Below are 16915 nucleotides of genomic sequence, written 5' to 3'. Positions count from 1 at the left end.
GCGTAGAAAAATTCTGGTTACGCTCGAACCAGTGCGAATCCTCTTCTCGAGCCTCGGCTCACACGGACACACCTACCCCCTGCTGCCGCTCGCGATCGCCGCCCGCGAACTGGGCCACGACGTCACCTACGTCACCGGCGAGCTGTTCGCGAACGCCCTGGCCCGGCACGGCATCGAGCACGTGCCCGGCGGCCTGGACATGCGCGCGGCAGCCGCCGAGGCGGGTGCCGACGTGCACCAGGCGCAGGACGTCGGGCCGGAGCTCATCTCGTACGTCTTCGGCTCGGTGCTGCCCCGCCGCTTCGCCGCGGACGTCGCGCCGGTCATCGCCGACCGCAAGCCCGACCTGGTCGTGCACGAGTTCGCCAACCCCGGCGCGGGCCTGGCCGCGAAGATCGCCGGCGTGCCCGCCCTGTGTCACTCGTTCGGGCGGATGTGGCGGGCCAACGAGCTCACCGACATCGCGCAGGGCCACCTGGAGGCGGTCGCCGCAGACCTCGGCGTCGCGCTGCCCGACGACGACCTGATGACGTTGGGCAACCCGTACCTCGACATCTGCCCGCCGTCGGTGCAGGACCCGGAGTTCCTGGCCGCGGCGCGGGACCGGGTCCCGCTGCGGCCGGTGCCGTTCGCCGAGCCGGGCGAGCTGCCCCGGTGGGTGCTCGACCACCGCGAGCCGCTGGTGTACCTCACGCTGGGCACGGCGTTCGGCGAGGTCGGCGTGCTGCGCACGGCCATCGCGGGCCTGGCCCCGGTGGACGCCAAGGTGCTCGTGGCCGCCGGGCCGACGGTCGACGCCGACGCGCTCGGCGACCTGCCGGACAACGTCGTCGTGGTGCCGTGGGTGCCGCAGGCCGACCTGCTGCCGCACGTGGACCTCGTCGTGCACCACGGCGGCAGCGGCACGACGCTGGGCACGTTCGGCGCGGGCGTGCCGCAGCTGGTCCTGCCGCAGGGCGCCGACCAGTTCAGCAACGCCAACGTGGTGGCCGGGGCGGGGCTCGGCGCGCAGCTGCTCGGCGCGGACGTGACCGCCCAGGCGATCACCGCCCAGGCGCGGCGCCTGCTCGCCGACGACGCCGTGCGGGACGCGGCGCGCGGGATCGCCGCCGAGGTCGCCGCCATGCCGTCGCCGCACGACGTGGCCGGCACCCTGCCCGACTACGCCTGATCCCACCCACGCCCCCGCCTGACCGGGTCACCCGGGGTCGCGGTCAGGCGGGCACGGTGAAGAACTGGTGCGGCTGGAACACGCACAGGTCGGCGTCGCGCTGCGCGTTGCCGTCGGTGATCTCGACGAAGTAGCCGTAGGACTTCCCCGGCTCCAGCGTCACCGGGAGGGTGACCTCGCCGCGGTTCCGCGGTGCGCGACGGGGTGAAGGAGTCGAGGAGCCTGGCCCGGTGCTCCCGGTAGACCGGCACGATCCGGTCGGTCGACTCCTGCCGCTGCACCCGCGACCGGCGGGTCACCGCGCCGTCCTTGGCGGTGACCTCGATCGTGTACTCGCCCTCGGGCAGGTACCCGGTCGGCAGGTTGACCATGTACCAGTGGAAGCCCAGGGCGGAGTCGTGGATGTGCCCGTTGAGGTTGCGCTGGGTGAAGGGCTCGTCGGCGAACTCGACCCGGTAGCCGCCCGGACCGGTGGCCACGATCGACTCGACCAGCTCCGGCGTCGGCGTGTCGGTCGGGTGGAAGGACACCAGGAACTTGTGCTGCTCGCGCGGCAGGTCGGAACCGTCGAAGTCCCAGTAGACGTTGCACGCCATGATGTCGTAGATCCGCACCGAGTCCATGCCGCCAGTCTCGGCCGGGCCGGTGGCGTCGCGCATCGGTGCGACCACCCGGACCCACCCGTGCTTAACACGTAAGCCGCGCCACTCATCGCAACTATCGCGCCGCTCGTCGTGGTGTGCTTGACCGGTTAATTTGACCGCTGCCACCGTCGGCGACGCCACCAAAGACGACCGGCGTTGGGAGACCTTCATGGCAAGACACGTGGGGAAGCTGGCCCTGCTGGCCGCGCTCGTGGCGACGGCGGTGCTGCCGTCGACCGCGACCGCGCACGGCAGGCCCTGGGTGGCCGGCTGGGCGGCGAGTCCCGTGGTGGGCAGCGTGATCCCGTGGAGCGACTGCCCGGCGGGTGAAGGGCTGCGCGACCAGACCGTGCGCAACGTGGTGTTCCTCAGCGCGGGCGGCGAGTCGGTGCGCGTCCGGGTGACCAACGCGTTCGGCACGACGCCGCTCCGGGTCGGCCGGGCGACGGTCGCCGTGCAGGCCGAGGGTGACGCGGCCGTGCCCGGGACGTTGCGCGCGTTGACGTTCAAGGGCAGGCCGTCGGTCACCGTGCCGCCCGGTCGGGAGCTGTTCAGCGACCCGGTCCGGTTGGACGTCGAGGCGCTGTCCACCCTGCTGGTGAGCGCCTACGTGCCCGAGGCCACCGGCCCGCTCACCAACCACCCGTTCACCGCGCAGGGCAACTACCTGGCACCCGGCGACCGGACCGGCGTGCTGTCGGGCGGTTTCCGGGACACGCCGTGCTGGATGGTCGTCAACGGCGTGGACGTCGCGCCGGCGCGGCGGGTCGCGGGCGCGGTGGTCGCGTTCGGCGACTCGATCACCGACACGGCCAGCACCACCGGCAACGCCAACCGCCGCTGGCCGGACTTCCTGGCCCGGCGGCTGAACGCGGTGCCGGGCCGCACGCTGTCCGTGGTGAACGCGGGCTTGGGCGGCAATCGGCTCATCGCCGACCGGGACGAGCCGTACTGGGGTGTCGCGGGCGTGACGCGGGTGCAGCGCGACGTGCTGTCGCAGACCGGCGTCAAGGCGATGATCCTGCTGGAGGCGGTCAACGACATCGGCTACAGCGCGTCGGCCGCCGACCTGATCGCCGGGCACCGCGAGGTGATCGCGCAGGCCCGCGCCAAGGGCGTGGAGGTCTACGGCGGCACGATCCTGCCGTTCAAGGGGTCGTTCATCTGGACCGAGGAGCGCGAGGCGACCTGGCGTGCGCTCAACGACTGGATCCGCACGTCCGGCGAGTTCGACGGCGTGGTGGACTTCGCCGCCGCGACCGCAGTGCCGGGCGACCCGGCCACGCTGAACCCGGCCTACGACAGCGGTGACCACCTGCACCCGAACGACGCGGGCACCGAGGCCATGGCGAACGCGATCGACCTGGCGATGCTGCTGGGCCGCTGACCCGAGGTCGTCCGGGGCGGGTCCGCTGTCGGCGAACGCCCCGGACGGCACGGCCCCCGCGAGCGCACGGTGGACGGTGTGGTCGTGTGATCGGGAGGCGATGACGGATGCGCTGGACGCGTACTCGCAGGCCGTGGTCGCGGTGGCGAAGTCGGTCACGCCGCACGTGGCCGGCGGCCGGGACGGCACGGCGGTGTTCGCCGACCGTCGAGGGCCGGGTGCGGCGGGGCTACCTCGGCGTGGTCGGCGCGCCCGCGCCCCTGCCGGACGACCGCCGCCGGTGACCGTCCTGCGCAATGGCGCGATGGTCGACGTCATCGCCACGCCGACCGAGCTCACCGCGCAACGGCAGCGCGAACCGGCGGCAGACGTGCACCCGCCCGAACTCCCGCCGCAGCCGCGCCTCGTCGGCCAGGTCCGCGTGCAGGTACGCCTTCGCCACCCGCAGCCCGGGTCGTGCCACGACGGCGCGCGCCGGCTCGTCGGCCGACGCGCGGTGGTCCGCGATCACGTGCAGGTAGTGGTCGCTCTCCTGGAAGCCCATGGCGCGGTACCAGCGCAACGTCGGCGGGTCGTCCCGGGTCCACGCGTCCAGCGTCGTCGCGCCGAGGGCCCGAGCCCGAGCTCGCGCCCGGGACAGCAGCGCGCCGCCGATCCCCCGGTGCTGGTGGTCCGGGTGGACGGCGATCGTCTCGATGGTGGCCGTCTCGACCGCGGCCGGCTCGACGGCCACGGCCAGGTCGAGGATGCCGACGACGAGCCCGCCGTCCACCGCCACCAGCTCCACGCCCGGCACCCTCGGCTTCGCCTGCACCACGTCGTCGTAGAACGCCGTGCCGAGGAACGCCAGCACCCGGCACCGCAGCCACGACGGTTCGTCCTCGGCGACGTACTCCCGCACGGCATACCCCATCACGCCAGGGTGCCCGATCGGCGTCGCGCGGGTGTACCGATTTCCCGTACGCGGGACGGGGGCGCGCCGGGCGGTCGGCGCTGTGCGAGGATCGCGCCATGGCCATCGAGGTGCACGACGTTCCCGATCTGAAGCACTTCGAGGCCGTGGTGGACGGCACGCCGGCGGGCAAGGCGGTCTACATCCGCACCCCCGACCTGATCGTGTTCACCCACACCGAGGTCGACCCCGCGTTCGAGGGCAAGGGCGTCGGCAGCGCGCTGGCCCGCGCCGCGCTCGACCAGGCCCGCGCGTGGGAGCTGCCCGTGCTGCCGCTGTGCCCGTTCATCAAGGGCTTCATCGAGCGGCACCGGGAGTACGTGGACGTCATCTACCGCACCCCGAAGACGACCGCCGTCGACTGACCGGGCGGAACGCGCCCCCTCAGCGGAACGGCGCCGTGAAGCAGGCGATCCGGCCGCCCGCGCTGCCCGCCCGGCCCTGCTCGGTCTCCGTGGTCGGGTGCTCGTGCAGCACGATCGACGCGGGCGTGCGGTCGCCGAAGGTGAAGGGCACGGTCGTCTCGGCCGTGCCGTTGCCCTGCGCGTCGGTCTTCAGCTCCAGCCAGATCTCGTTGCGCGGGTTGGCGTAGGCCGGGTCGACCGAAGGCCGCTCGGGCGTCGCGGCGGGGTCGACCTCGTGCTGGTAGTGGGGACCGGCGTCGGTGCCCTTCTTGCCGCACGGGTCGGTGTGCGCGTGCGCGGCGTAACCGCGGTCGGGTTGCAGCAGGTCGGCCGACAGCCGCACGGTCGTCGCGTCGTCGCCCGCGATCACCTCCAGCTCCAGCTCCGCGCCGGGCGGCGCGGCGTCCTGGTCGTAGGTGAACGCCGTGACCGCCGCGTCGACGGGCGCGAGCACGCCGATCTCCCGCGTGCCCACTTCCTCCTCGGACGACTTGACGTCACCCGGTCCGGCGTCACCACCGCACGCCACCGCGGCGCACAGCACGGCCACGACGATGACGACGCGCATGCCCGTCCCTCCCACGTCCGCTGTGATCACCGCCCGACTACCCGCGCGCCCGGGCCGGAAACCGCGCCCGCGGCACACCACTCGGCCGGGTGGTTCGAGCGCTGTCGCGAGGGACGCGGGGAACCCCTTGGTGACACTCCGCCGCGCGAGGCGGCGGCACACCGTGACCCGAGGGGGTTCGATGAGCACCCGCACCCTGATCGCCGCACTCGCCTGCACGGCGGTGGTCCAGGCCCCGGTCGCGCACGCGGCCGACGACCCCGGCGCGTTGATCGCGTGCGGCACGACCGAGGCGGACCGCGCGATTTCGCGCACCGAAGCGCTGACCCGGTCGCAGTCCTGGTTGGACGCACGGGTGCCGTACAGCCAGCAGGCGTGCCACGAGAACGAGTACGGCAGCTACCGCACGGACTGCTCCGGCTACGTGTCGCTGGCTTGGGGGCTGACGCACTCGCGCACCACGACGACGCTGCGGGACGTCGCCGCCGAGGTGCCGCGCGCCGACCTGCGTCCCGGTGACGCCCTCGTCGCGCCCCAGCACGCCGCGCTGTTCGTGCGCTGGGCCGACGACGCGAAGTCGGAGCCGGTCGTGCGCGAGCAGACCGGCCCCGACGGCGAGCCACCGGTGGAGCGGAAGTGGACGGCGCGGACGGCCGACGCCTACACCCCGTTGCGCTACTACAAGGTGACCGGGGAGTGACGCGTCAGCCGTTGCGGCAGGGCGCCACCCCGTTCAGCCGGAACTCGGCCGGCTTGGTGTTCTTGCCCGTCCAGCTCGCGAGGAACCCGAACGACACCGAGCCGCCCGGCGGGATCGTGCTGTTCCACGACGCGTTGCGCACGGACACCGCCGAACCGTCCTGGGCGTGCACCCCGCCCCACAGCTGGGTGATCCGCTGACCGTCGGGGAACGACCAGTACAACGTCCACGGGGTGATCGCGGCGGTGCTCTGGTTGGTGACCCGGACCTCGCCCTGGAAGCCGCCCTGCCACTGGCTGCCGACCGTGTACGACACCGTGCACGGTGCCGGCGGCACGATCGTGGTCGTCGTGGTGGTGGTTGTCGTGGTGGTGGTCGTGGTGGTGGTCGTGGTGGTGGTCGTGGTGGTGGTCGTGGTGATCCGGCTCGGGTCGACCACGCCCCAGTACGCGCCCTTCGCCTGCAAGCGCGTGTCGAACAGCAGCGGGTGGTCCTTGCGGGTCACCGGGAAGCTGTCCAGCCACGTGTTGTCGTCCGCCAGGCCCCACACCGTCACCGAGCTGATGTGCTGCGAGTACTTCTTGTAGAGCTCGAAGAAGTCCCGGTACCGGTATGCCTGGGTGAGCAGCACGTCGGCCGGCGGCGTCGGGTAGGACTGGCTGTTGTCGGTGTAGATCGAGACGTCCATCTCGGTGATCTGCTGGTCGATGCCCAGCGGCACGAACTTGGCGAGCATCGCCTCGGTCTCCGCCAAGGACGGCCACTGCACGTTGACGTGCATCTGGTGGCCCACGGCGTCGATCGGCACGCCCTCCGCCCGCAGCTTCACGACCAGGTCGTACAGCTTGTCGCGCTTGGCCGGGACGTTGGTGTTGTAGTCGTTGATCACCAGCCGGGCGTTCGGCGCGACCTCGCGGGCCACCCGGAACGCCGTGCGCAGGTAGTCCAACCCGGTGATCTCGAACCACTTGCTGCGGCGCAGGCCGTCGGACTGGTTCTCGTCGACGACCTCGTTGACCACGTCCCACACCGGGACGTCCGCGCCGAAGTGGCCGACCACACCGCGGATGTGCGCCTCCAGCCGGGACAGCAGCAGCGCCTTGTTCTCCGGGGTGGCGGTCATGTCGTTGCCCGCCGCGTCCTTGAACACCCACGCCGGGGTCTGCTGGTGCCACACCAGCGTGTGCCCGCGCACGGCCGCGCCGTTGGCCTTCGCCCAGGAGACCAGGGCCTCCGCGTCGGTGAAGCGGAACGCGCCCTCGGTGGGCTCGGTGGCGTCCCACTTCAACGTGTTGCCGGGCGTGATCGAGTTGAAGTGCTTGGCGAGCAGTTGCCCGTGGTTGTTGAGCAGCTCGGCGTTCCCGACCGCCGCGCCCACGGCGAAGTGGTCGGCCAGCACGTCCTTCACCGACGGGATGTCGGTCTGGATCGGCGGCAGCGGGGTGTAGGAGAGGGAGAAGTCGTCGATGTGCAGGGACGCGGTGGCGCTGCTCAGCTCGACGTAGGTGGAGAGGAAGTCGACGTCGGCGGCCAGGGTGTAGCTGCCGCGCAGGTTGACCCAGCCGTTGGCGGTGACCGCGGTGTCGCCCACGACCTGGTCGTAGCTCGGCGTGCCGGCGGTGCGGCGCTCGACGGACAGGCGGGCCTGCGTCGCCGCCTCGCCCGCGGCCAGGCGCACCCACACCGACAGGTCGTAGCGGGTGCCCTTCTGCACCTTCTCCAGCAGGTTCAGCGTCGGGCCCTGCCAGCCCTGCTCGCGACCGGTGACCGCGAGGCTGTGCGTGCCGCTGCGGGCCGCGGCGGTGCTCGGGGCCACCACCTCGCTCGCACGGGCCGTCCAGCCCTGCGCCGTGCCGTCGTCGAACGTGCTGGAGACGACGACCACGGGTTCGTCGGCGGCGGCGCGCGGGCTCGCGTGCGCCGCCAACGTGACCAGGCCGGCCACGACCGAGGTCGCGAGCACACCGGCGAGAACTCTCCTCATCGAGAATCCCTCTTCCGTCGGGCGTGTTCTGGGAGCGCTCCCAGAACATCTCGCCCGGACTATAGGCAGCCCGGTCGACCCCCGCCCAGCCCCCGTTCAGCCCAAACCGGCCTCAGAACGTGCCCCGGTACAGCGCGCAGCCCCGGCACACCTCGGCCGGTCGGTGGTCCAGCAGGCCCGCGCGGAACGCCTGGTACGCCTCGCCGTGCCAGACGTCGGCGAACGCGCGCCCGCGCAGCCGGCCGAGCGTGGCGCGGTCGCTGCCCATCACCATGCAGCACGGCTGCACCTCGCCCCGGTGGGTGACGTAGGCCGAGTCCCACGGCCACGTGCACCCCGGCCGGCCCGCGTCGACCGGCGCGGCCTCCTCGACCCGCGGCAGCCGGATCGGCAGGCCACGCGCGGCGGCGACCTCGCGCGCGGCTCCGAACGCGTCCCGGCCCGCCGCGGGATCGGTCTCCAGGCTCTCCCGGGCCGCGTACTCGCGGATCGCCGCGTACCGCCCGGCGGGGTCGGTGTCGCTGAACGAGTGGCTGAGGTTCTGCACCCACAGCTCGTCCACGCCCAGGTCGGCCGCCAACGCCACCAGGGCGGGCAGTTCGGCGACGTTGCGGCGCATAGCCACGAACACCAGCTTCACCACCGGCCGCGCCGAGCCGGCGGCGGCGCGTTCGGCGAGCAGGGCACGCAGGTTGCCCACCACCCGGTCGAACTGGCCCGGTCGCGGCGCGAACGTCGTCGAGTGCCGGACGTCCTCGTAGGTCGCGGCGGTGGCGCCGTCCAGCGAGACGTGCACCCAGGCCGCGCCCGCGCCGATCAGGTCGCGCGCCCACCGCCGGTCCAGCAGCACGGCGTTGGTGTTGAACCCCACCTCGATCCCCCGGTCGGCGGCGCAGCGGACCATGTCCAGCAGGTGCGGCGCCAGCAGCGGCTCGCCCAGGCCCTGCAACGTCACCCTGGTCAGCGCGGGCAGGCCGGCCACCAGGTCCCGGAAGTCCTCGTAGGACAACGCACCCTCGGCGCGGCCCAGCCCCGGCGCGTACCGCACCAGGCACATCCGGCACCGCAGGTTGCACGCCCCGGTGACCTCCACCTGCACCTCGCCCGGCAACGGCGGCGTCAACGAATACCCGGCCGTCCGCGTCATCCGACCACTCCTCGTCCGGTGCCCCCTCCCAACCTGCCCGGCAGCCGTCCGGGCAAACCTCCGCGCACCGCCCGCGCCCGCGGGTTTCGACCGGTCGCCCGGGGCAACCCGGGACTCGTGTTCATCGACGAGGACGTGCGGATCCCGCTGGACGGGCTCCCCCTGGACGCCCGGCTCTCGATGCCGACCCGCGGCAGCGGCGTGGTCGTGTTCGCGCACGGTGGCGGGTCGCCCGACCGGCACGTGGCCCCGACGCTCCAGCGCGAGCACCTGGCCACCGTGCTGCTCGACCTGCGCCCGGACGGTGACGCGGACGTTCCGGTGCTCGCGGGCAGGCTGGCCGCCGTCGTGGACTGGCTGTCCGACCAGCCCACGACCGGCGGTCACCCGATCGGCCTGTTCGGCTCGGGCGTCGACGCGGCGGTCGCGCTCGTCGTCGCGGCCGAGCGACCGGCCGCGGTGCACGCCGTGGTCGCCTGCGGCGGGCAGGCGGACCTGGCCGGGGACGCGCTCACCCGCGTGCTCGCGCCGACCCTGCTCATCGTCGGCGAGGGCGACGACCGGGTCTCGCACCGGTTGCCGTCCGGGCACGTCGAGGTCGTCCCCCGGCTGTCGGACGAGCCCGAAGCGCTCGACCGGGTGACCCGGTCGGCCGCGCGGTGGTTCCACCGGCACGTCGGCACGGCGCCCGCGCGACCGCGGCCGTCCTGACCGGTCACCGCGCCGCGATGAGCGCCTGCGGAGCGGCCTGCTCGATGCGGGTGCGCAGCCAGGTGAGCTGACGGGCGGTGTCCTGCTCGCACGACGTCACGACGTCGAGCAGCTCGCGGTCGCGCAGCCCCCGGGCGGCCTGGCCGACCACCGTCCACGTGATGTCGGCCAGGGAAGCCAGCGTGTAGAGGTCCTGGAGGTCGCGCAGCAGGCCGACGGGGCCGCTGCGGGTGGACTCCAGGCCGGCGGCGTGCAGGCGCTCGGGCTCGTCCTCGCGGTGCTCGCCGTAGCGCCGCACGACCGGCGCCAACGCCTCCGCCTGGCGGTCGACGCGGCCCGCGAGGACCTCGCACGTGTGCCGCACGTCGGGCTCCTCGCCGTGCCCCTGGGCGACCTCGCGGAAGGCGGCGGCGAGCGTGGTCAGCGAGGTGTGCAGCAGACCGAGGTACGTGGCCAGGTGCATGGTTCAGCCCTTCGGCGCGGGGTGCGGCACGTTCGGGGTGCGGGCCGGGGTCGGCGGCGCGGGCGGGTCGACCGGCGCCACGTCCTCGCGCACGTCGTCCTCCCCCTCGGTCGCCGGGACTCCCGCCGGGTCGTGCGGCGCGGACGCCGTCGTGGTCGGGGCGGGCGCCGGGCGGTCGCCGTCGGCCAGCTTGGTCACCCGGACCGCGGCGAGTTCGAAGAGCGGCTGCTTCGACACCGGGTCCCACTCGGTCGCGGTCAGCTCGTTGGCCGCGCGCACGTGCCGGTCGTCGTCGGTGTCCCAGTAGCCGTAGTGGAACGGCACGAACACCACGCCGTCACGTCCACGCCCGACCCGGGCGGGTGCCTCGACCCGGCCCCGCGGCGACTCCACGCGCACCAGGTCGCCCTCGCGCACGCCCAGCGCCTCCGCGTCCCGCGGCGACAGCTCCACCCACGGCTCGGGCGCGGCCCGGCGCAGCTGCCGGGACCGGCCCGTCTTCGTGCGGGTGTGGAAGTGGTAGGTCGTGCGGCCCGTCGTGCACACGAACGGGTAGTCGTCGCTCGGCTCCTCCGGCGGCGGCGCGTACTCGGCGGCTCTGAGGAACGCCCGGCCGTCCGGCCGTCGCGCCCGGTACCGCTCGGGCGAGGTGGTGCCGCCGGTGAGCAGGTCGTGGCCGTAGTCCTCGCACACGTCGGTGAGTCGGGAACACACCGTCGGCGTACAGCCGATCGCAGCCGTCCGGGTGCTCGTCGTCGCACGGCCACGGTATGCCGCTGCCGCCGCGCAGCTTGTCGTAGGACAGGCCGGTGTAGTCGCACGGCCTGCCCCGGCTGCACTCCCGCCACGCCGCGAACGCGCCCTCCGGGTCGCGCCACGTGATCAGCGGCGCGCCGTCGCGGTCACGGAAGTCCATGCGGCGGGCGTAGTCCAGGAAGATGTCCAGGTCGGAGCGCGCCTCGCCGGGCGGCTCGACCGCCTGCTCCGACAGGTGCACGACGCGGCCGGCGTTGGTGAACGCGCCCTGCTTCTCCCCCCACAACGCGGCGGGCAGCACCACGTCGGCGTACTCGGCGGTCTCGGTCCGGAACCCGTCCTGGACGACCACGAACAGGTCCTCGCGGGCCAGGACCTCCCGGATGCGCGGCAGCTCCGGCAGCGACACCGCCGGGTTGGTCGCGGAGATCCACAGGAACCGGATCGAGCCCTGCTCGGCGTAGCGCCAGATCTGCAGCGCGTGGGTCGGCGGCGCCCAGTGCGGGATGGTCAGCGGGTCGACGTTCCACAGCCGGGCCAGCTGCTCGACGTGCTCGGGGTTGTCCCAGTTGCGGAAGCCGGGCAGGTCGCCGTCCGCGCCGCACTCGCGGGTGTTCTGCGCGGTGGGCTGCCCGTTCATCTGGAGCACGCCGCAGCCGGGCCGGCCGATCAGGCCGCGCAGCAGGTGCAGGTTGTTCACCTGGCAGGACGCCGCGGTGGCCTGGTGCGACTGGTAGAAGCCCTGGAGCACGGTGGACAGCACGCGCCCGGACGTGCCGAAGATCCGGGCGGCGCGGCGCAGGTCGTCCGGGTCGACGCCGCAGGTGTCGGCCACCCGCTCGGGCGTGCACGGCTCGACGGTCGCGGCCAGCTCGTCGTAGCCGAGGGTGTGCGCGGCCACGTAGTCGTGGTCCACCCAGCCGTGCGCGATCACCTCGCGGACCAGGCCGTTCATCAACGCCTGGTTGGTGCCCGGCAGCGGGGCCAGGTGCACTCCCCCGGACGCCACCGCCGCCTCGGCGGGTTTGGTGCGCCGCGGGTCGACCACGACGACCACCGGCCGGTCCGGGCCGTGCAGCCGGTCCAGCACCCGCGCCCACAGCACCGTCTGCGTCTCGGCCACGTTGTGCCCGAACAGGAACAACGCGTCGCACGAGTCGACGTCGTGGTAGCTGCCTGGCTGGCCGTCGGAGCCGAAGCTCTCCTTGAGCGCCGCCGCGGCCGTGGCCGTGCACAGCCGGGTGTTGCCGTCCATGTGGGGTGTGCCGATGCCGGCCTTGCCGATCACGCCGAGCGTGTAGTACTCCTCCAGGAACAGCTGCCCGCTGGTGTAGAACCCGTGCGACAGCGGCCCCACCTCGGCCAGCAGCTCGCGCGACCGGCGCACCACCTCCCCCATCGCGGTGTCCCAGTCGGTCTCGACCAGCACACCGCCGCGCCGCACCAGCGGGCGCGTCACCCGGTCGTCGTCGGTGCGCCGCCACGACCCGTACAGCCCCTTCGGGCCCAGCCGCCCGTGGTTGACCACGTCGCCCACCCGGCCGCGGATGCCGACCACCCGGCCGTCCTTGACCGCGATGTCGCAGGCGCAGCCGTTGCTGCACAGCACGCACGCCGACTGGACCCACCGGTCGACGTCCGACTCCGCCAGGCCGTCGTCCAGGTGGGAGTCCACCCGGACGGGCCAGGGCGCGTCCCGCGCGTGCGGTGTGCGCGCACCCCAGATGTCCGCGATCCGGTCGGCCATGCCGTCCTCCGTCCGCCCGGTGCGCCGCCCCGTCTCGACCACCCCCGCCCCGGTCCGCCGACCCTCACACGATCGAGTGGTGTGCCGGCTGTCATGCGGACCGGGACGCGTGCTCTTACGGTCATCGGGAGACCAACGCGCGGAGGTGCCATGCTGAGCCGGTACGAATACCTGGCCGTGTTGGCCGCGTGCCTGCTGATCACCGCACCGCTGGAGTGGTTCGGCCGCGTCTACCGCCGCGCGCCCGACGTCGCCCGCGCGGTCCTGCCCGTGCTGGCGGTGCTGGTGGTGTGGGACGTGGTGGCCATCGTCCGGGGGCACTGGAGCTTCCACCACGAGGGCACGACCGGCGTGGTGCTGGGCGGCGTGCTGCCGATCGAAGAGGTGTTGTTCTTCGTGGCCATCCCGCTGTGCGCGCTGCTGACCTACGAGACCGTCCGGCGGATGTTGCGCGATGGCTGAGTACCTGCTGGCCGCGGTGACGGCGGCGGTGCTGGTGGTGCTGCTGGAGGTCCTCGCCCTGCGCACCGGCTTGTTCCGCCGCCCCGCCTACTGGATCACCATGGTGATCGTGCTCGGCTTCCAGGTGCCGGTGGACGGGTGGCTGACCAAGCTCGACGCGCCGATCGTGCTGTACGCGGAGTGGGCGATCAGCGGCGTGCGGGTGCCGTGGGACATCCCCGTCGAGGACTTCCTGTACGGCTTCGCGATGGTGACCGCCGTGCTGTTGCTGTGGGAGCGGAGGAGGAGCGCGGATGGCGCGGTTGACCGCCGCTGAGGTGCCCGGGTCGTTCGACGTCGCGGCGAAGGACTACGACCTGCTGGTCGGGCTGAACCCCGGTTACCACCGCGCGTTGCGGGCCTCCGCGCGGGCGCTCGGCCTGCCGCGCCGCGGCGCCGGGCTGCGCGTGCTCGACCTGGGCTGCGGCACGGGCGCGTCCACCGCGGCGCTGCTCGCCGTCGCGCCGGAGGCCGAGATCGTCGCGGTCGACGCGTCCGCCGGGATGCTCGCCCGGGCACGGGCCAAGCCGTGGCCGGACACCGTCACGTTCGCGCACAGCCGCGTCGAGGACCTGGACGTGCGCGGGCCGTTCGACGCGGTGTTCGCCGCCTACCTGGTGCGCAACCTGCCCGATCCCGACGTGGCGCTGCGTGCGGTCCGCGGGGTGCTCACACCCGGAGCACCCCTGGTGCTGCACGAGTACTCCGTGCGCGATTCCCCGTTGCACACGGCCGTCTGGACCGCGATGTGCGGGCTGGTGGTCGTGCCGGCCGGGTGGCTGCTCACCCGCGACCGCTCGCTCTACACCTACCTGTGGCGCAGCGTGCTGCGGTTCGACGGCGCGAGCGCGCTGCGGGACCGGCTGCGGCGCAACGGTTTCGTCGCCGTGCGCAGCCGCCCGGTGCCCGGGCTCCAGCTCGGCGTCGTGCACACCTTCACCGGCCGGGCACCAGGACAGGAGCACTCGTGAGGCCACGTGACCGCAAGGCGGTGCGCATCGCGGGACCCGTGGGGCGCGCGCGGTTCGACGACGCGGTGCCGACGGTGGTGGTGATCGGCGGGGGCATCGCCGGGCTGGCCGCCGCGACGATCCTCGCCGAGCGCGGCGCGCGGGTGGTGGTGTGCGAGCGCGAGCAGCACCTGGGCGGCCGGGTGGGCGGCTGGCCGACCACGCTCGCCGACGGCAGCGAGGTCACCATGACCCGCGGCTTCCACGCGTTCTTCCGGCAGTACTACAACCTGCGCGCGTTGCTGGACCGGGTCGACCCCGGCGGCACGGCGCTGGTCGGGTTGCCGGACTACCCGCTGTGGCACACCGGCGGGCACCGCGACGGCTTCGCCGGGCTGCCGACCTCGCTGCCGTGGAACGCGCTGGCGTTCCTGCGCCGCAGCCCGACGTTCCGCTGGTCCGACCTGCCGTCGGTGGACGCGCGCGCCGCGCTGCCGCTGCTGGACGTGTCCGCGCCCCGCGTGTACGAGGAGCTGGACCACCTCGACGCGGCGACGTACCTGGAGCGCATCCGCTTCCCGAAGCCCGCGCACGCGCTGGCGTTCGAGGTGTTCTCCCGCAGCTTCTTCGCCCACCCCAGCCGGATGTCGGCGGCCGAGCTGGCGCTGATGTTCCACATCTACTTCCTCGGCTCGGCCGAGGGGCTGCTGTTCGACGTGGCGGCCGACCCGTTCCCGCACGGCCTGTGGGAACCCCTGGCCCGCCACCTCGCCGAGCTGGGCGCGGACGTGCGCCGGGGCGTCGAGGTGCGGTCGGTGCGCCCCGGTGCGGCCACGCGGTTCGCGGTGGACGTGGCCGGTGGCGCGCTCGACGCGGACGCCGTCGTGCTGGCCGCCGACGTGCCGGGCCTGCGCCGGCTCGTGGCCGCGTCCCCGGAACTGGGCGACGCGGCGTGGCGCGAGCGGATCGCGGACCTGCGCACCGCGCCGCCGTTCCTGGTGTCGCGGTACTGGCTGGACCGGCCGGTCGACCCGGACCGGCCGGGCTTCCTCGGCACGAGCGGGTACGGCCTGCTGGACAACGTCAGCGTGCTCGACCACTACGAGCACGAGGCCCGGGCGTGGGCCGCGCGCACCGGCGGTTCGGTGGTGGAGCTGCACGGGTACGCGCTGCCGTCCGACGAGCCGGACGCCCGCGCGCGGCTGTGGGAGCAGCTCACCGAGGTCTACCCGGAGACCAAGCGGGCCGGTGTCGTGGACGAGCGGCACGAGCTGCGGTCCGACTGCCCGCTGTTCCCCGCGGGCGGCTTCGCCCACCGGCCGACCGTGCGCACCCCGGACGAGTTCCTGGTGCTGGCGGGCGACCTGGTGCGGATCGACCTGCCGGTCGCCCTGATGGAACGTGCCGCCACCACGGGCTTCGCCGCCGCGAACCGCCTGCTGAGCCGGTGGGGCGTGGCCGGGACCAACCTGTGGACCGTGCCGACCGCGGGCCGGGGCCCGGTGCTGCGCGCCGTGGCCCGCCGGTGGGGCCGGACTCCCTAGGGCCGGTCGCCGGCGGCAGGTGTCGCCTAAGGCCGGTCGGAGCCACTTGAGCCGGACCGGCGGGACCGCTGGACGCGGACCTGGTCGACGATCAGGCGCACGGCGTCGGACAGGGTGGTCGGGCGGCGGACGGAGTCGGGCAGGTCGAAGCCATCCCAGCCGGGGCCGGCGGCCACGAGCACGGTGTCGGCGCGGCGGCGCAGGTCGTCGAGCGGCACGGTGGCGGCGAGGTCGGCGTGGTGGGCCCAGACCACGGTCACGGCAGGGCGCAGCCGGTCCAGCGCGTCGCACAGCGCGGGCACCGGCACCCGAGCGCCCAGGCTGCGCCACCGGCAGTCCTCTTCGGACAGCGCGGCTCCGAGTGCTTCCAGTGCCAGGGAGTGCTGCTCGTCCGGTGCGCACGCCAGCAGCGCGGCCAGCGCGCCGTTTCCCTCCGGGTAGGGCACGGCGCGCAGCGCGTGCAGCAGGCCCGCGCTGGCCAGGTGCTCCACCTCGACGCCCGTGCCGCGCCGGGACACCCGGTCGCCCAGCTCGACCAGGAACGGCGCCAGCACCGACTGCCACGCGGCCACCACGCCGTGCCCGGCGATCAGCTCGGCCGCGAGCCGGCGCACCCGCGGCTCGTCGAGCCGGTCGGCGGCGGTGAGGACGCCGCGGCGGGCGGCGCGAGCGGCGTCCGGGGTGAGGTCGACGACCGCGCGCCGCGGGTGTTCGGAGCCGGGTTCCCGCGCCTGCCGGGCGGCGTCCGCCGGTGCGACGCCCTGCGCGGTGAGCGCGACCATGCGCCGGAGCTGGTCGACCTCGTCGTCCCGGTAGCGGCGGTGGCCGCCGGCGGTGCGGTCGGTCGGGCCCAGCCCGTACCGCTGGTCCCACGTGCGCAGCGTGGTGGGCGAGATGCCGAGCATCGCCGCGACCGCGCGGGGTGTCCAGCTCATCGACTCCGGCTCACTTCCTGGCGCGTTCGGAGAGCATAGCCCGCAGCTCGCTCTCGCCGAGGCCGCCCCAGATGCCGAACGTCTCGTGCACCTCGAGCGCGTGGTCGCGGCACTGCCGCATGACGGGGCACCGCCGGCAGATGGCCTTGGCCATCTCCTCCCGCTGCTCGCGCGCGGCGCCCCGCTCGTTGGGGGTGTGGAAGAAGTAGGTGCTGTCCATGCCCCGGCACAGACCGGACAACTGCCAGTCCCAGGACTCGGTGACGGGGCGGGGCAGGCGGGAGAGCTCGGGCATGGCGCACGTCCTCTGCGGGTCGACGACCGTGACGACCTCCACCTTAAAATCGACTC

At 73.8% G+C, this 16915-nt stretch carries 17 protein-coding genes and 2 pseudogenes; 10 read left to right on the top strand and 9 right to left on the bottom strand.

Annotated features, from left to right (window positions below; all coding sequences use genetic code 11):
- Positions 1 to 31: 31 nt before the first annotated feature.
- Complete coding sequence (locus ACIQMJ_RS36530) at positions 32 to 1171, top strand: glycosyltransferase (RefSeq protein ID WP_499765583.1); 1140 nt, start codon at positions 32 to 34, stop codon at positions 1169 to 1171.
- Here ACIQMJ_RS36530 and ACIQMJ_RS36525 read toward each other — a convergent pair.
- Positions 1162 to 1830: a hypothetical protein gene (locus ACIQMJ_RS36525; RefSeq protein WP_499765582.1), complete on the bottom strand. Its 669-nt coding sequence runs from the start codon at positions 1828 to 1830 to the stop codon at positions 1162 to 1164. The genes ACIQMJ_RS36530 and ACIQMJ_RS36525 overlap by 10 nt on opposite strands.
- A gap of 154 nt (positions 1831 to 1984) precedes the next feature.
- On the opposite strand from ACIQMJ_RS36525, the gene ACIQMJ_RS36520 reads away from it, so the two are divergent.
- A complete protein-coding gene (locus ACIQMJ_RS36520; protein ID WP_499765581.1) occupies positions 1985 to 3202 on the top strand; it encodes an SGNH/GDSL hydrolase family protein in 1218 nt (405 codons plus the stop codon).
- 170 nt (positions 3203 to 3372) lie between these two features.
- A pseudogene (locus ACIQMJ_RS36515) lies at positions 3373 to 3474 on the top strand (peptidase S1); the annotation flags it as partial.
- Here the strand turns inward: ACIQMJ_RS36515 and ACIQMJ_RS36510 are convergent.
- Complete coding sequence (locus tag ACIQMJ_RS36510) at positions 3432 to 4115, bottom strand: GNAT family N-acetyltransferase (protein WP_499765580.1); 684 nt, start codon at positions 4113 to 4115, stop codon at positions 3432 to 3434. The pseudogene ACIQMJ_RS36515 and the gene ACIQMJ_RS36510 sit on opposite strands and share 43 nt — an antisense overlap.
- 98 nt (positions 4116 to 4213) lie before the next feature.
- Between ACIQMJ_RS36510 and ACIQMJ_RS36505 the strand changes: the two genes are divergently transcribed.
- On the top strand, positions 4214 to 4519 hold the full coding sequence (locus tag ACIQMJ_RS36505) for a GNAT family N-acetyltransferase (RefSeq protein ID WP_499765579.1): 306 nt from the start codon (positions 4214 to 4216) through the stop codon (positions 4517 to 4519).
- Between the two features lie 19 nt (positions 4520 to 4538).
- On the opposite strand, the gene ACIQMJ_RS36500 is transcribed toward ACIQMJ_RS36505, so the two are convergent.
- Complete coding sequence (locus ACIQMJ_RS36500; RefSeq protein WP_499765578.1) at positions 4539 to 5126, bottom strand: superoxide dismutase; 588 nt, start codon at positions 5124 to 5126, stop codon at positions 4539 to 4541.
- 181 nt (positions 5127 to 5307) lie between these two features.
- Between ACIQMJ_RS36500 and ACIQMJ_RS36495 the strand changes: the two genes are divergently transcribed.
- Entirely contained in the window at positions 5308 to 5826 is a 519-nt protein-coding gene (locus ACIQMJ_RS36495) for a hypothetical protein (protein ID WP_499765577.1), read from the top strand.
- 4 nt (positions 5827 to 5830) lie between these two features.
- Here the strand turns inward: ACIQMJ_RS36495 and ACIQMJ_RS36490 are convergent, their stop codons facing one another.
- Positions 5831 to 7810 carry an endo-1,4-beta-xylanase gene (locus ACIQMJ_RS36490; RefSeq protein WP_499765576.1) on the bottom strand — a complete coding sequence of 660 codons (1980 nt, stop codon included), beginning with the start codon at positions 7808 to 7810 and terminating at the stop codon, positions 5831 to 5833.
- A 112-nt stretch (positions 7811 to 7922) separates the two neighbouring features.
- A complete protein-coding gene (locus tag ACIQMJ_RS36485) occupies positions 7923 to 8957 on the bottom strand; it encodes a radical SAM protein (protein WP_499765575.1) in 1035 nt (344 codons plus the stop codon).
- 117 nt (positions 8958 to 9074) lie between these two features.
- Between ACIQMJ_RS36485 and ACIQMJ_RS36480 the strand changes: the two genes are divergently transcribed.
- A complete protein-coding gene (locus ACIQMJ_RS36480) occupies positions 9075 to 9668 on the top strand; it encodes a dienelactone hydrolase family protein (RefSeq protein WP_499765574.1) in 594 nt (197 codons plus the stop codon).
- A gap of 4 nt (positions 9669 to 9672) precedes the next feature.
- Here ACIQMJ_RS36480 and ACIQMJ_RS36475 read toward each other — a convergent pair whose 3' ends face one another.
- Positions 9673 to 10131 carry a hypothetical protein gene (locus ACIQMJ_RS36475; protein ID WP_499765573.1) on the bottom strand — a complete coding sequence of 153 codons (459 nt, stop codon included), beginning with the start codon at positions 10129 to 10131 and terminating at the stop codon, positions 9673 to 9675.
- A 3-nt stretch (positions 10132 to 10134) separates the two neighbouring features.
- Positions 10135 to 12634, bottom strand: a pseudogene (locus ACIQMJ_RS36470) (molybdopterin oxidoreductase family protein).
- Positions 12635 to 12784: 150 nt separating this feature from the next.
- On the opposite strand from ACIQMJ_RS36470, the gene ACIQMJ_RS36465 reads away from it, so the two are divergent.
- From ACIQMJ_RS36465 to ACIQMJ_RS36450, 4 genes are read left to right on the top strand one after another with little or no spacing between them, the layout of a single operon-like run.
- Complete coding sequence (locus tag ACIQMJ_RS36465) at positions 12785 to 13096, top strand: lycopene cyclase domain-containing protein (RefSeq protein WP_499765572.1); 312 nt, start codon at positions 12785 to 12787, stop codon at positions 13094 to 13096.
- Entirely contained in the window at positions 13089 to 13412 is a 324-nt protein-coding gene (locus ACIQMJ_RS36460) for a lycopene cyclase domain-containing protein (RefSeq protein ID WP_499765571.1), read from the top strand. The genes ACIQMJ_RS36465 and ACIQMJ_RS36460 overlap by 8 nt, the downstream gene beginning before the upstream one ends.
- Positions 13390 to 14106 carry a class I SAM-dependent methyltransferase gene (locus ACIQMJ_RS36455; RefSeq protein ID WP_499765570.1) on the top strand — a complete coding sequence of 239 codons (717 nt, stop codon included), beginning with the start codon at positions 13390 to 13392 and terminating at the stop codon, positions 14104 to 14106. The genes ACIQMJ_RS36460 and ACIQMJ_RS36455 overlap by 23 nt, the downstream gene beginning before the upstream one ends.
- Positions 14103 to 15629 (top strand): FAD-dependent oxidoreductase, encoded by a 1527-nt coding sequence (locus tag ACIQMJ_RS36450; protein ID WP_499765569.1) that lies wholly within the window; start codon positions 14103 to 14105, stop codon positions 15627 to 15629. The genes ACIQMJ_RS36455 and ACIQMJ_RS36450 overlap by 4 nt, the downstream gene beginning before the upstream one ends.
- A 26-nt stretch (positions 15630 to 15655) precedes the next feature.
- On the opposite strand, the gene ACIQMJ_RS36445 is transcribed toward ACIQMJ_RS36450, so the two are convergent.
- The gene (locus tag ACIQMJ_RS36445) at positions 15656 to 16564 is read right to left on the bottom strand and encodes a MerR family transcriptional regulator (RefSeq protein WP_499765568.1); all 909 of its coding nucleotides are present in this window, start codon (positions 16562 to 16564) and stop codon (positions 15656 to 15658) included.
- A gap of 10 nt (positions 16565 to 16574) precedes the next feature.
- Positions 16575 to 16859, bottom strand: a complete 285-nt coding sequence (locus ACIQMJ_RS36440) for a WhiB family transcriptional regulator (RefSeq protein WP_499765567.1) — start codon at positions 16857 to 16859, stop codon at positions 16575 to 16577.
- Positions 16860 to 16915 lie beyond the last annotated feature (56 nt).

It is taken from the genome of Actinosynnema sp. NPDC091369, from assembly GCF_044757065.1.
In the GTDB taxonomy this organism is placed as follows: Bacteria; Actinomycetota; Actinomycetes; order Mycobacteriales; family Pseudonocardiaceae; genus Actinosynnema.
Note: the sequence above shows the minus strand (reverse complement) of the source record. Positions and strands in the feature narration are given on the sequence as shown.